The 14,331-nt window shown below is 54.8% G+C and carries 13 protein-coding genes; 7 read left to right on the top strand and 6 right to left on the bottom strand.

All coding sequences use genetic code 11. The annotated features are described in order from the left end of the window. Positions 1-69: 69 nt before the first annotated feature. Positions 70-1,215 carry an alpha-hydroxy acid oxidase gene (locus DBR37_RS08445; RefSeq protein ID WP_124573985.1) on the bottom strand — a complete coding sequence of 382 codons (1,146 nt, stop codon included), beginning with the start codon at positions 1,213-1,215 and terminating at the stop codon, positions 70-72. Positions 1,216-1,854: 639 nt separating this feature from the next. Between DBR37_RS08445 and DBR37_RS08440 the strand changes: the two genes are divergently transcribed. Together DBR37_RS08440 and DBR37_RS08435 are read left to right on the top strand one after the other, a co-directional pair. Then, positions 1,855-3,039: an HPP family protein gene (locus DBR37_RS08440; protein WP_124573984.1), complete on the top strand. Its 1,185-nt coding sequence runs from the start codon at positions 1,855-1,857 to the stop codon at positions 3,037-3,039. Between the two features lie 42 nt (positions 3,040-3,081). Then, complete coding sequence (locus DBR37_RS08435) at positions 3,082-3,549, top strand: PAS domain S-box protein (protein WP_124573983.1); 468 nt, start codon at positions 3,082-3,084, stop codon at positions 3,547-3,549. 82 nt (positions 3,550-3,631) lie between these two features. Here the strand turns inward: DBR37_RS08435 and DBR37_RS08430 are convergent, their stop codons facing one another. The 3 genes from DBR37_RS08430 to DBR37_RS08420 form a co-directional block, all read right to left on the bottom strand. Next, on the bottom strand, positions 3,632-5,386 hold the full coding sequence (locus tag DBR37_RS08430) for a chloride channel protein (protein WP_124573982.1): 1,755 nt from the start codon (positions 5,384-5,386) through the stop codon (positions 3,632-3,634). A gap of 4 nt (positions 5,387-5,390) precedes the next feature. After that, positions 5,391-5,825, bottom strand: a complete 435-nt coding sequence (locus DBR37_RS08425) for a MarR family winged helix-turn-helix transcriptional regulator (protein WP_124573981.1) — start codon at positions 5,823-5,825, stop codon at positions 5,391-5,393. Between the two features lie 164 nt (positions 5,826-5,989). Next, a complete protein-coding gene (locus tag DBR37_RS08420) occupies positions 5,990-6,565 on the bottom strand; it encodes a restriction endonuclease (RefSeq protein ID WP_124573980.1) in 576 nt (191 codons plus the stop codon). Positions 6,566-6,755: 190 nt separating this feature from the next. Here DBR37_RS08420 and DBR37_RS08415 point away from each other — a divergent pair, with 190 nt between their 5' ends. The 3 genes from DBR37_RS08415 to DBR37_RS08405 all read left to right on the top strand — a co-directional run bounded on the left by DBR37_RS08415 (position 6,756) and on the right by DBR37_RS08405 (position 9,945). Continuing rightward, positions 6,756-7,805 carry an adenosine deaminase gene (locus DBR37_RS08415; protein WP_124573979.1) on the top strand — a complete coding sequence of 350 codons (1,050 nt, stop codon included), beginning with the start codon at positions 6,756-6,758 and terminating at the stop codon, positions 7,803-7,805. A 201-nt stretch (positions 7,806-8,006) separates the two neighbouring features. After that, positions 8,007-9,371 (top strand): GGDEF domain-containing protein, encoded by a 1,365-nt coding sequence (locus DBR37_RS08410; RefSeq protein WP_124573978.1) that lies wholly within the window; start codon positions 8,007-8,009, stop codon positions 9,369-9,371. Positions 9,372-9,393: 22 nt separating this feature from the next. Continuing rightward, on the top strand, positions 9,394-9,945 hold the full coding sequence (locus tag DBR37_RS08405) for a D-alanyl-D-alanine carboxypeptidase family protein (RefSeq protein ID WP_124573977.1): 552 nt from the start codon (positions 9,394-9,396) through the stop codon (positions 9,943-9,945). Positions 9,946-9,955: 10 nt separating this feature from the next. Here DBR37_RS08405 and DBR37_RS08400 read toward each other — a convergent pair whose 3' ends face one another. Continuing rightward, positions 9,956-10,837: a LysR substrate-binding domain-containing protein gene (locus DBR37_RS08400; RefSeq protein WP_124573976.1), complete on the bottom strand. Its 882-nt coding sequence runs from the start codon at positions 10,835-10,837 to the stop codon at positions 9,956-9,958. 180 nt (positions 10,838-11,017) lie between these two features. On the opposite strand from DBR37_RS08400, the gene DBR37_RS08395 reads away from it, so the two are divergent. Next, positions 11,018-11,917: an NAD-dependent epimerase/dehydratase family protein gene (locus DBR37_RS08395; protein WP_124573975.1), complete on the top strand. Its 900-nt coding sequence runs from the start codon at positions 11,018-11,020 to the stop codon at positions 11,915-11,917. Positions 11,918-11,941: 24 nt separating this feature from the next. On the opposite strand, the gene DBR37_RS08390 is transcribed toward DBR37_RS08395, so the two are convergent. Next, positions 11,942-12,844: a LysR family transcriptional regulator gene (locus DBR37_RS08390; RefSeq protein ID WP_124574208.1), complete on the bottom strand. Its 903-nt coding sequence runs from the start codon at positions 12,842-12,844 to the stop codon at positions 11,942-11,944. Positions 12,845-12,969: 125 nt separating this feature from the next. Here DBR37_RS08390 and DBR37_RS08385 point away from each other — a divergent pair, with 125 nt between their 5' ends. After that, positions 12,970-13,974, top strand: coding sequence for a zinc-binding alcohol dehydrogenase family protein (locus tag DBR37_RS08385; RefSeq protein ID WP_124573974.1), 1,005 nt, complete (start codon positions 12,970-12,972; stop codon positions 13,972-13,974). The last annotated feature ends 357 nt before the right edge of the window (positions 13,975-14,331 follow it).

Below are 14,331 nucleotides of genomic sequence, written 5' to 3'. Positions count from 1 at the left end.
CAACCTGACAAAACAAAAGCGGTGCATCTTTTTACAGATGCACCGCTTTTTTATTGGCCTGGCTAACTATCAGTAAGTACCCGGTATCAGGATGTGCTGATCGACTTTCTTGACGTCGGTCAGACCGCAAAATGCCATCGTCAGGTCGAGTTCGTTTTCAATAATCTTCAGGCATTTGGTCACGCCCTCTTCGCCCATTGCGCCCAGGCCGTACAGGAAAGAACGACCGATGTAGGTGCCTTTTGCACCCAGCGCCAGCGCCTTGATGACGTCCTGTCCCGAGCGTATGCCGCCATCCATATGCACTTCTATCTGCTCGCCTACCGCCGCGACGATGGAAGGCAAGGCAGCGATGCTGGACAGCGCGCCATCCAACTGACGACCACCGTGATTGGAGACGATGATGGCATCCGCACCACTCTCTACTGCGAGGCGCGCATCTTCTGCATCCATGATGCCTTTGATGATGAGCTTGCCACCCCAGCAGCGCTTGATCCATTCGACGTCTTTCCATGACAAGGCCAGGTCGAATTGCTGCGAAGTCCATGACGACAAGGACGACATGTCCGACACATCGCTGGCGTGACCGACGATGTTGCCGAAGTTGCGACGCGGCGTACCCAGCATGCCCATGCACCAGCGCGGCTTGGTCATCATGTTGAGGATGTTGGCAATCGTCAACTTAGGCGGCGCCGACAGACCGTTCTTCAAATCCTTGTGGCGTTGGCCCAGGATCTGCAAATCCAGCGTCAGGACCAGCGCCGAGCATTTCGCCGCTTTGGCGCGCTCGATCAGACGCTCGATGAAAGGCCGGTCTTTCATCACATATAACTGGAACCAGAACGGCTTGCTGGTGTGCGCAGCAATATCTTCGATCGAGCAGATACTCATGGTCGACAGCGTGAAAGGAATGCCGAACTTTTCAGCCGCGCGCGCCGCCAGGATTTCACCATCAGCGTGCTGCATGCCGGTCAGACCGGTCGGTGCGATCGCTACCGGCATATGCACGTCCTGCCCCACCATTTTGGTTTTGAGGGTACGGTTTTCCATATTCACCGCGACGCGCTGGCGGAATTTCATTTGCGCGAAATCGCTGGTGTTGGCATGGTAAGTGGATTCAGTCCATGAACCGGAGTCGGCATAATCGTAAAACATGCGGGGAACACGCTTCTGCGCGAGTACGCGCAAGTCTTCGATATTGGTAATAACCGACATGTGTATCTCCTTGTGGGCGCGCAATCTGAATCGAAGCGCTATTTATAGTGGTGTGTGCAAACCTGAAGCAATACCGGTTTCGCCGGCTTCCTGATTTTCTGCCAGCTATTTTATTTGTTCCCTGCCGGCATTGAGATGAATGTTTTTAACCAATAGCCTGCATTTCGGCTCATGCCTGTATAGCTGGCCGTATAAAAACAATAATTTGAATATATATTGCATTTCATATGCAACATATTTAAACTTTCACCTTTATGGGGCATATCCATGCTTGCATATATCTTGCTGTCAGACGTCAACACCGCAAATTTATAAAACAGCACCATACCCGCAGGCTGTGATGTAATGCAGGAACAAGTAACTAGAACTCATTTCATAAATATCCGTGAGATGCGTTCTTACCAAAAGCGGTGCTGGTAAGGCGTGCGACGCGTCGCATAGTGGCCTATGCGCAAGGAGCACAACGCGGCCAGCGCCGCTTTTGGTAAGAACCCGAAGGGAACGGGCTATTTGGGCGTATTGCTGCGTTGCGCCGCTTGCCAAGGGGACCACCCTTGGCAGCGCGACACGCCTTGCACTACCTCCCAAATAGCCGCGTTCGCACTCGCGGATATTTATGAAATGAGTTCTAGGAGCAGTATGGTTCAATCGGCATGGAAGTCGTTCACGCGCATCTTCCCTACACCCGGTACCGTCGATCGATATGAAAAAATGCGCGCCTGTGCCGGCGCCTTGTTCGGTCTCGTCCTCACCGGTCTGTGCAGTTATTTCATCCTCGGCAAAGATATCCACGCAGCCTGGCTGATCGCCCCCATGGGCGCTTCGTCGGTCTTGCTGTTCGCCGTACCCGCCAGTCCGCTGGCACAGCCCTGGTCCATCATGGGCGGCAATATTCTGGCCGCCATCATAGGCGTCACCTGCGCCAAAATGATCGATGAGCCGATACTGGCAGCTGGCGTCGCGGCTGCACTGGCGATAGGTGCGATGTTCGCTGCCCGTTGTATCCACCCACCCAGTGGCGCAGTGGCACTGACCGCCGTACTCGGTGGCCCGGCCGTGCATGCGATGGGATATAACTTCGTATTGATCCCGGTCGCATTAAATTCGGCATTGCTGCTAATCACCGCCCTGTTCTACAACAATGCCACCGGTCGCCGTTACCCGCATCGCCCATTGCCGCCGGACAACGCAAACAAACACAATACTAAAGATGTCGCACCGACCGAGCGCATCGGTATCGCACCAGAAGATCTGGATGCTGTATTGACCCGCTATAACCAGGTGCTCGATATCAGCCGCGACGATCTCGAAGCCATCATGCTGCAAACCGAAATGCAGGCCTATCGCCGCCGCCTGGGCGAAACCGTGTGTGCGGCCGTCATGTCCAGGGATGTTGTCACGGCAGAATTCGGCACCACGCTGGCGGAAGCCTGGACCATCCTGCAGGAACATGACCTGACCGCGTTGCCGGTGATTGATCGCGGTCGCCATGTCATCGGCATCGTCACCAAGGCAGACTTCCTCAAGCACGCGGAGCTCGAACCCCATGAAGGTTTGACCGAACGTCTCAAGCATCTGATCACGCCGTCCATGCTGAGTCATACCGAGAAACATGAAGTCGTCGGCCAGATCATGACCAAGGAAGTCCTGACCGCTGATGAAAACCAGTCCATCCTGGACCTGGTACCACTGATGTCGGATTCCGAATTGCACCAGGTGCCGGTGATCGACGATCGCGGACGCCTGGTCGGCATGATTTCCCAAACCGATATGATCGCTGCGCTGTACGAGCACAGCCTGACCAGCAATTACATCAAACCCTGATTCTGTATAGCCTATAGCTGCAGCCGCCAACGAGGAGAAGCAATGCAAACCACCAATGAAGCTGTCAATCTGGCCTTATCCAAAGCCATCGTAGATCAGGCCCCGGACGCCATTATCTTTGCCGATCCGCAAGGTATGATTCAAATCTGGAATAGCGGCGCAGAACGCATCTTCGGCCACAAGGCGGAAGACGTGATCGATGGCCCGCTCGACATCATCATTCCTGAACAACTGCTACAAGGCCATAACAACGGTTTTAACCATGCCATGTCGTCCGGCCAGATGAAGTATGCCGACAAGGTGCTGACCACCCGCTCCATGCACAAGGACGGCACACGCATCTATGTCGATATGAGCTTCGGCTTTGTGAAGGATGAGGCAGGCAAAGTATTGGGTGCACTGGCGGTCGCACGCGACATTACCGAGCGCCAGGCCAATGACCGCGCACAACGCCTGCGCATAGCTGAGCTGGAAAAAGCACTGCAGGAAAAGAACGCGGGTAACAGCTAATTCATAACAGCTCATTCACAAGGCCCCAAAAAAAACGGCAAGCAGCCTTACACTGCTTGCCGTTTTTCTTTGCCTGGATGAATCAGGAAGAACGGAACAGACGTTCGCGCACATGCTCCTCATGGAATACCGTATGCGCAGGCTTGAGCAAATCGCTGCGACTGATAATGCCGAGCAGTCGGCGCGACTCCTTATCCGCCACCACCGGCAGCCGTTCCGCATGCTGGATCGCCATGCGACGCCCCACTACCTGGCAAGTCTCGGTCGGCAATGCCAGTGACGCGTGTCCGGTATCCAATATCGCCGCCAGTTGCTGATCGCCGCCATGCAAAGCGATGTGATGCAATAAATTGTCACGTTCCAGCATGCCCAGCAATGTGCCGTGCGTATCCACTACCGGGAAGCTGCGATGCTTTTGCTCGCTGCCAAAGTATTGCTGTGCCGCTTCGTGCAGGGTCAGATGTGCAGCGATGCTCACCGCATCCTTCGTCATCACCTCACTGACAAACGCCCGCTCTTGCGGATCAACGCTGTACTCGCGATAAATATGCAGGCCTCGACGGGCAATTTTTTCGGTCATGATGGAGCGTTTCATCAGCAGCACCGTAAAGCCGTAAGACACGCCGGTTGCCAGCAACAAAGGCAGCAAGGCATTGAAATCACCGGTCAGTCCCAGCGCAAAAATAGCAGCCGTCAACGGCGCTCCCAGCACGCCTGCCAGTACCGCAGCCATGCACACCAGAGGCCATAAAGTCGGATCGCTGCCGGGGAAAAAATATGCAATCACCGCACCCAGCCCGGCCCCCAGCATCAGCAACGGCGCCAGCACACCGCCAGACGTACCGGAACCCAGCGCCACCACCCAGATCACCGCCTTAACCAGCAGCAGCGACAAGGCGACCGATAGCGCGATGTGATTATTCAGCAGATCAGAAATCACGTCATAGCCGACACCCAGCGCACGCGGCTGGAAGTAACCACCGATGCCAACCACCAGTCCGCCTATGGCTGGCCACCACATCCAGTGCACCGGCAATTTGCCGAACCAGTCTTCGACGCGATACAGCGCCAGCGACATACTGGCCGACAGCATGCCGCTCAACAAACCAGCCACGATGCAAATCGCAAATGCTGCCATACCGACCGGCGCGGTATGCAGCGGGAACAAAGGGCCGGAATCCAGCAACAAGGGTCGGCAAAAAGCCGCCACCGCACACGCCAGGATCACTGGCAACAAACTGCGCGGCCGCCATTCAAACAGCAGTAACTCCACTGCCAGCAAAACGGCCGCCACCGGCGTACCAAACACCGCTGTCATCCCGGCCGTGGCGCCAGCCACCAGCAAGGTCTTGCGCTCTGCCGCACTGATGGAGAAATTCTGCGCAATCAGCGAACCGATCGCACCGCCCGTCATGATGATGGGACCTTCAGCACCGAAAGGACCACCGCTGCCGATCACAATGCCGGAGGTCAGCGGTTTGAGTACTGCCACCTTGGGCGACATCTGGCTCTTGCGAAACAGGATCGCCTCTATCGCTTCCGGGATGCCGTGGCCGCGCACTTTCTCAGAGCCGTAACGGGCGATCAGCCCGGCGATCAGTCCGCCGATAACCGGCAAGGCGATCACCCATGCGCCGAGCGTATGATTAGCCGGCGATCTGTCCTCGAAGGAAAAAGTCTGAAAGAAAAACAGATTGGTGAAGAAATGTATCGAGTTCAGCAACACATACGCAGCAACGGTACTGATGGCACCGATCACTACTGCGATTGCACACAACAACAGTATCCGTTTATCCAGCGAGAAATCGCGCTGATGCTTGCTTGCAGTCTGATGCATGATCTTATGCCCCGCCTTCACTATCGTTAAATGCAGAAATGCGCGCCACCTTGAATACATTCGACAGCGAGCGCAATTCATTGCGATGCAACTCAGCCAGATGACGCAAATTCTTTTCGCCCAGCGCCGTCAGGCGCACACAAACCAGGCGCTTATCGTGCACGCCTGGACTGCGCGTCACCAGGCCGGCTTTTTCGCAACGCGACACCAGCGCTACGGCGCCGTGATGTTGCATTTGCAGACGTTCAGCCAGTTGTCCTATCGTCGCCCAGTCCTGCCCTGGGAAACCCTTGATATGCAGCAATACCAGATAGTGCAAAGGCGTCAGCCCGGCACTCTGGGCAGCATCTTCACTGAACCTGAGGAAACGGCGTAATTGATAACGGAATTCGGACAAGGCCTCGAAATCGGCTTGTTCCAGTGGTGCGGAGCTGCTCATAAGAGTGGATGTGCCAGGCGGCAACTGAGATCAAAATACAGAAGTCGCAAATCATATCACAATATGATGTATTTATTTGAGCACGCCCCAAATGCAAAAACCCGGCACCAGGCCGGGTAGATAACTGCAGGACGCGGGAAGCGCCCTGCTATCGATAGCGCAACTTAGCTGGCGTTCGCCGTCTTCATCTTGCGCAGTAACTTGGCCAGGCCTTCGCCATGCACCAGACGCATTTTGTTTTCGACTGCAAATTGCATGGCGTTCTGCGTAAAGTCGCCGGACGTAATATAAAAGCAATCATGCGCTGCCTTGGCTTCCCTCGCCTTTTGCAAATCGCGCAGGATTTCGATGCCGGTACTGGCCGCTTTCCAGCGCTTGCAGCTGACCAGGGCAGTACGTCCTTCACTGGTGATCGAGAAATCCGCTTCCGGCAAATCGATGCGCGTGACTACAAAGCCGTCACGTTTCAATGCATTTTCAATTTCCACCGAAAAATCACGCCACGACATTGCACGTACCGCCTGCAGGATTTCCGCGGCACGCGTCGCGCTAGGTTTACCCCATTGCCGGCGCAAGGCAATCACACTGATCACCATAAAAGGGAAACCCGTGAAAATACCGTAAATGACGTAGGGACGCGGTACGACCGCAGCTGCAATCAACGCAATAAATAAGGCTATCCCTGCACTAATCCACCACGGCGAGCGCAGCAGCATGGCAAAGATAGAATTTTGATTCATCTTGAATTTCACTAGTCACCCCTAAGCTAAAACCTGTTTTCCGGAAGCTATTTCTTTGGCACGCATAATAACGCAGTTCGATTCATCACTACAAAATTGAATGATCACTATGCCCACGCCATTACCCGGATGGCAGCCGACATCAGGTAAGATCAGGCATCAGCTCACCCTATCTGAAGGTTACGTCGCCATGAACACACCAGCCACCGTTCCCCTCCCCGATGCCATGCGCACCTTCATCGAAGGTTTGCCCAAGACCGAATTGCATCTGCATATAGAAGGCACGCTGGAGCCTGAGTTGCTCTTTGCGCTGGCCCAACGCAATAAGATTGCGCTGCCTTACAACAGCGTCGAGAGCCTGCGTGCGGCTTATGCTTTCACCGATCTGCAATCCTTCCTCGACCTTTACTATGCCGGGGCCAATGTCTTGCGCACTGAACAGGATTTCTACGACATGACCGCCGCCTATATTGCGCAGGCACGTGCCGATCAGGTCAGGCATGCGGAGATCTTCTTCGACCCGCAAACACATACCGAACGCGGCATTGCTATCGAAGTCGTATTTGCCGGGATTGCGCGCGCATTACGCGAAGCGCGCGACACGCACGGCTTCACCAGCGTAATGATCATGTCCTTCCTGCGTCACCTGTCGGAGGCAGACGCCTTCGTCACACTGGAGCAGGCGCTGCCGCTGCGCAACGAGTATGCCGATTTATGGACCGGCATAGGCCTGGACTCATCGGAGCGCGGCAATCCACCCGAAAAGTTTGAACGCGTGTTTGCCCGTTGTCGTGAACTCGGTTTCCGCGTTGTTGCCCATGCGGGGGAAGAAGGACCGCCGGCTTACGTACGCGACGCCCTTGATCTGCTGCAGGTCGAACGTATCGATCACGGTGTGCGCAGCGAAGAAGATCCGGCATTGATAGAACGCCTGATCGCACTGCGCATGCCGCTGACCGTATGCCCGCTGTCCAATCTGAAACTATGCGTAGTGGATGACATGGCACAGCACAATCTGGCGCGCCTGCTGCGCGCCGGCGTGATCGTCACCGTGAACTCGGACGATCCGGCCTATTTCGGCGGCTATATGAACGCCAATTACCTGGCGGTAGCCTCGGCGCTGGCACTGAGCCGTGACGAAGTCGTACAACTGGCCCGCAATGGCATTGCCGCCAGCTTCATCAGCAATACCGAGAAGAGACGACTGGAGATGGAACTGGAGCAATACGCCGGTCAGTAATCACTAGGTATCGCGGGTCATGATACCGGCATCGGAAGCCATATTATTTGCATGGCTGCCGGGTGACATGCGTGCAATCAATGTTCATGCAAGCACATTGCTGCATTGATGCGACGATTTCATATGCGCACGCAGCTAGTCCGCCATTTTTTCCAATATCCGGGCATACTCACACTATTCTGTTGAATTAGCTTTCCTCACATGGAAACGAAGCCTTACACACTGCCAGTCAGTTTCATCGATCTTCTGATAGACGCCGTCTTTGCGGTTGATGCTGATGGCCGTGTGCTGTTTGCCAGCGCAGCCTGCGAGCGCATTTTTGGCTACACACCGCAAGAGATGCTGGGTCGCGTCATGTTTGACATGATCGTGCCGCAAGATCGTGAACGCACCCTGCAGTCAGTACAGCAGGTCATGGCTGGCCAGCCGCAATTGAATTTCGAGAATCGCTACATCCGCAAAGATGGTCAAATTGCCTACATTATGTGGTCAACGCGCTGGTCACCGCCGGACCAGGTCCGGATAGGCGTTGCACGCGACGTTACACAACGCAAGCGTGCCGAGTCCAAGCAAGCCGTGCTTTACGCGATTTCCGAGGCAACATCAACGGCCGCAGACCTGCCCACCCTCTTCCAGAACATCCATCAAATCATCGGCACGCTGCTGGCGGTCGATAATTTTGCCGTTGCGCTTTACGACCAGGAAAACAATAGCCTCAGCTTTCCTTATCACATCGACACGATGCCCGAAACCTGCGTTCCAGTCAGCACCCTATGCGAAGAAGTCATCCTGAACGGCCAGCCACTTTTGCTGACACCCGAAAACATGCAGGATTACCTGACCGAGCAGCAAATCACCGTCAACACGGTGCCACTATGCTGGCTGGGTGTACCGCTCAAATCACAGAACGGCACGATAGGTGTGCTGGTATGCAAAAGCTATCCGGGCGGAACCTGCTACAACGAACAGGATCAGGAATTGCTGCAGTTCGTCTCGACCCAGATTGCGACCGCAATCGAACGTCAGCAGATGCAGGCCCGTTTGCAATACATGGCGCAGTACGACCAGCTCACGGCCCTGCCCAATCGCGCACTGCTGTATGACCGCCTGCGCGTCGCCTTGCTGAAGGCACGTCGTGAACGCGGGCATTTATCACTACTGTTCCTCGATCTGGACAAGTTCAAGCAAGTCAATGACACGCTGGGCCATCACGTCGGCGACCTGCTGCTGCAGGAGGTCGCGCACCGCCTGAAAAATTGCCTGCGGGAATCAGATACTGTGGCACGGGTAGGCGGCGATGAATTCGTGATCCTGCTGCAGCCGATTCCGTTGCCGGAACATGCCGCTCTGGTCACGGAAAAGATCCGTGAGGCCCTGCGCCCGCCCATCACCGTAGACAAGCACACGCTCAGCGCCGTCCCGAGCATAGGCATCGCGCACTATCCGGATCACGGTGACAGCGAAGAGCAATTATTGAAATACGCCGACCAGGCTATGTATATAGAAAAGCATGCCCGTCCAACGCAAGAATTAAAAGCAGAACTCGGTCTTACCCCTCAGGCCTGACCTTACGCACATCCGTACACGCATGAAACACGAACTCCCATCACTTAGCTATCAGGATCGCATTCACCAGGAACTGGACAAACTCGGCATTTCGCTGGAATTGATCAGCGCGAAAAAGCTGCCCTTCTATGCCGAAGCGGACGAACTGACCGTTGCAGAGACAGACGCCAACGGGCGTGAATTCCAGATGACGCCAGCCACAGCGGACGCATGGCATGCAATGAAACAGGCGGCGGCAGATGATGGCATCGTGCTGGAAGTCGTCTCAGCCTTTCGTTCGATAGAACGGCAAATAGAAATCATCCAGTACAAACTGGAGCGTTACATGCCGATAGAAAAAATCCTGACCCTGAGCGCACCGCCCGGCTATAGCGAACACCACACCGGCCGCGCCATCGACATCAACACACCAGGCTGCATGGCAACGGAGGAAGAATTCCACGACACCGCAGCCTATCGCTGGCTATGTACGCACGCTGGTCGCTTTGGCTTTACGCTGTCGTATCCGCGCGATAACCAATTGGGCTTCATCTATGAACCCTGGCATTGGTGTTACCAGCCAGACCAGGCCTGACACTTCTCACTCACATCTTCTGCTGCAGGAACTCGAGGAAGCAACTGATACGGCGCGATAGCTGCGTATTGCGGTAATACACCGCGTGTATCGGGCGCTGGTAACCGGTGTAAAACTTGCCGAGTATCGGCACCAGCGTACCGGCGGCGATATCTTTCTTCGTCATGAACTCCGACAGGCAGGCGATGCCTTGTCCCGCTAATGCCAGTGCGCGCAGGGTTTCGCCGCTGGACGCCAGCAATGCCGGTGTGGTCGCCAGCCACTCGCCACCGTCGTGCCGCAAAGGCCAGCTATTCCCGCTTTCATACTGCAGGAAGCCCAGCGTCTGATGCTGTGCCAGGTCTGCCGGCTTCTTCGGTACGCCATGCTTTTTCAAATAATCAGGACTGGCCAGTATCGCCATCGCACCGGAACGCAAAGGACGCGCATGCAAGGTGGAGTCAGTCAGCTCGCCAACGCGTATCGCAATATCTATCCTGTGTTCCAGCAGATCGGCAATCTGATCATTGCTGGTCAGTTCCAGTGTGATATCCGGATACAGCGCACGAAACTCTGCCACATGCGGCACGATCACATGCAGGATGAACGGCGAAGCGGCATCGATGCGCAAGCGGCCGCTGGGGCGCTGTCGCCGTACACGTATCGCTTCTTCCGCCTCATCCATCGCCGCCAGGATGCTGCGTGCCTTGTTCAGCAAGAGCCGCCCTTCATCGGTCAACTCCATGCGACGCGTGGTACGGGTCAGCAAAGTCGTTGCCAGTTTTTCTTCAAGCCGCGACAAGGTACGGCTGACAGCCGAGGTGGTCAGTCCGAGGTGCTGCGCAGCGGCGCCTAAAGTGCCACTATCTATCACCGCAACAAAGGTCTTTAAATCGTCTGAATTGATATCCATTGTTGACACCTATTGTTGATTCTCAAGCAAATATCATTTGATAGTACAGCTATTTTTCTCAACAATAAATACCGGCATAGTGTGACCATCAGCTTCCGGCGTCAGCCTGAAGCCCCGACATCCGGCGCTATCCGCGACTCGCACAGCGCCGCTTATATAAAAGAATGTAAGGACAACATCATGAAAGTATTTATTACGGGTGCAGCAGGTTATATCGGTGGTTCGGTGGCAGCACGTTTGCTGCAGGAAGGCTATACCGTACGTGGTCTGGTACGCACCGCGGCACAGGCAGAAAAAGTAAAAGCGTTAGGCATAGACCCTGTCATCGGTACACTCGACGAGGCCGCCATCCTGGCACATGAAGCGCAGCAGGCAGATGCCGTCATCAATGCCGCCAGCTCGGATCACCGCCCCTCAGTCGAAGCGATGCTGGATGCACTGGCAGGTTCCGGCAAGGCATTCATCCACACCAGCGGCTCCAGCGTGGTCGGCGACGATGCGCGCGGTGCATGGAAATCGGACCAGGTGTATGCAGAAGACACGCCGGTTGCAGTAGTGCCGGAAAAAGCCGCACGCGCTTCGCTCGATCAATTGATACGCGATGCAGCCAAACGCGATGTACGTTCGGTCATCCTGTGCAATACCATGATTTACGGTACCGGCCTCGGCGTCAGCGCGGACAGTGTGCAAATCCCGCCGCTGGTCGCGCAGGCTCAAAAGAGCGGCATTGCACGCTACGTCGGCCAGGGTGTGAATGTCTGGTCCAACGTCCATATCAAGGACGTGGTCGAACTGTATTTGCTCGCCCTGACAAATGCACGCGCAGGTTCCTACTACTTTGTAGAAAACGGCGAAGCATCGTACGCCGATATCGTCAGCGCTATTGCGCAACGCCTGCAACTCGGACGGCCGCAATCATGGCCGGTGGAAGAAGCGATCAAGGAATGGGGCTACGGTCATGCCGTCTACTCCTTCGGCTCCAACAGCCGCGTCACCGCAGCACTGGCGCGCAAGGAACTGGACTGGAAACCGACGCACACCTCGGTCTTCGACTGGATCAGCAATGATATGAAAGTCTGAGCAGACTAGCTTCATCCTTCCTGCTCATCCATCCTTGAGCTGTTCCAGGCGCTGGCGCAGGAAGTCGCGCAAGCTGACCACCGCCGGCGACAGCATCAGGCGATGTGCACATACCAGGTTCAACGGCGCACGCTCGCCCTGATAGTTGCTTAACGTCGCTATCAGGCGCCCCTTCTTCAAATCGTTGCTGACATCCAGTCGCGATTTATAGGCCAGCCCATTTCCTGCCAGCGCCCAGCGCCGCACCAGATCGCCGTCATCGCTGACGCGATCGCCGTCCACCGTGATGGTTTCCATTTTCTTGTTGCGCCAGAAATTCCAGCGCTCATGCACGGCGTCGCCCAATACAAAGCGCAGGCAATTATGCGACTGCAAATCGCTCAGCTTCTGAGGTGCTGCATGCCGTTTGAAATAAGCGGGGGAAGCACACAGCACACGCCGGTTATCCGGCGCCAGTGGCAAGGCCACCATGCCGGAGTCTTCCGGCTCACCATAACGGATGGCCACGTCGATTGTCTGTCGGTACAGATCAGCCAGCCTGTCACTAATCCTTATGCGCAGGCGAAGCGCCGGATGTTGCGCCTGGAATTCATCCAGCCACGGCAGCATCACATTGCGCCCCAGATCAGACGGGATCGACAAACTCAGATCGCCGCCTATCGTTTGCGCATCACGCGCCACACTGGCAGCACCTTCATCCAGCGCCAGCAGTACCGCACGCGCATGCACCAGATAGCGCTCGCCATCCGTCGTCAACCGCAAACTGCGCGTGGAGCGCACGAACAGGCGCGCCCCCAGCGCTGCTTCCAGCCGTTTGAGGGCGGCACTGGCCGCAGCCGGAGCGATATCCAGTTCGCGTGCAGCGGCAGACAAACCGCCGCAATCGGCAGCCTGCACAAATAGCATCAAATCTTCAATACGCGGTATTTTCATTTTATTTTTGAAAGTGATAGTTTATTCAACGTATTTTCAATAAAGAGAATATAGCGGAAACTGCGTGCATGGTGCTTGCAAATCACAGGCAAGCCGCTCATTTCTATAAGGAACCCAGCATGAAAGCCATCGCCTACAAACGTGCATTACCAATCAAGGATGAGCAATCCCTGCTCGACGTCACTCTGCCCGACCCGATAGCCAGCGGTCACGACTTGCTGGTTGAAGTTCAGGCCATATCGGTGAACCCGGTTGACGTCAAAGTTCGCAGCAGCGCCAATCCGCCAGATGGCGAATACAAAGTCATAGGCTGGGACGCCGCCGGCATCGTGCGTGCAGTAGGCGATGCCGTGACCTTATTCAAACCGGGTGATCGCGTGTTCTATGCAGGTTCGATTGCGCGCGCCGGCACCAATAGCGAATTGCACCTGGTCGATGAGTTCATCACCGGGCATATGCCGAGCTCGCTGGATTTTGCGCAGGCAGCGGCCTTGCCTTTGACTGCGATCACGGCATGGGAATTATTGTTTGAACGACTCGAAGTTCCGGCCGACAGCAAGGAAGCAATACTCATCATAGGCGCGGCCGGTGGCGTCGGCTCCATCCTGGTGCAACTGGCGCGTCAGCTTACCGGCCTGACTGTGATCGGTACGGCTTCACGTCCGCACACACAACAATGGGTACGTGAACTCGGCGCACATCACGTGATCGACCATGCCCACCCCCTCAGTCAGGAATTGAAAAAAATCGGCATAGACAATGTTAAATATGTGGCTAGCCTGAATCAGACTGAGCAACATTTTTCCGAAATCGTGGAAGCGCTTGCACCACAAGGCAAGCTTGCATTGATCGATGATCCGGTTGCGCTTGATTGTCGCTTGCTAAAGCGAAAAAGCATTTCACTGCACTGGGAATTCATGTTCACGCGCGCATTGTTCGCAACTGTCGATATGCACAAGCAACACGAACTACTGAATGAAGTTGCGCGACTGATCGATACCGGCATTATTAAAACCACGGTAGCTGAAAATTTCGGCACTATCAATGCAAGCAACCTGAAGCGCGCACACGCCTTGCTAGAGAGCAATACAGCAAAAGGGAAAATCGTACTTGAAGGTTTTTGAAAAAAATAATCCACGAACAAATTTACAATCGTCGACGTAAGTAGAACGATCTGTATCGCGCCATTTTTTGGAATAAGAACGATAAGCATCCGTTTTTAACGGATGCTTTTTTTTCGTTTTTTTATAAAAATTTATCTAAAAAAAATCACTCATCATAAATAAAAAAACTTCACTCTTTTTTTCATTTTTTCTCTATGAAAATGCACGAAATTTCATTACGCATTTTCATTTCATATGGCAGTCCATACACAAAAAAAATACCTACTGATACATCACATAAAGTGTTCAGCCATTTGCCAAAAACCGCCATGCGCGGCTGTCTTAAGTAGCCAAGGTTTTGTCGCCAAGAAAAAGATT

The sequence above is a fragment of the Herminiimonas sp. KBW02 genome, assembly GCF_003852535.1.
Classification (GTDB): domain Bacteria; phylum Pseudomonadota; class Gammaproteobacteria; order Burkholderiales; family Burkholderiaceae_D; genus Oxalicibacterium.
This window is presented reverse-complemented; position numbering and strand designations above follow the sequence as displayed.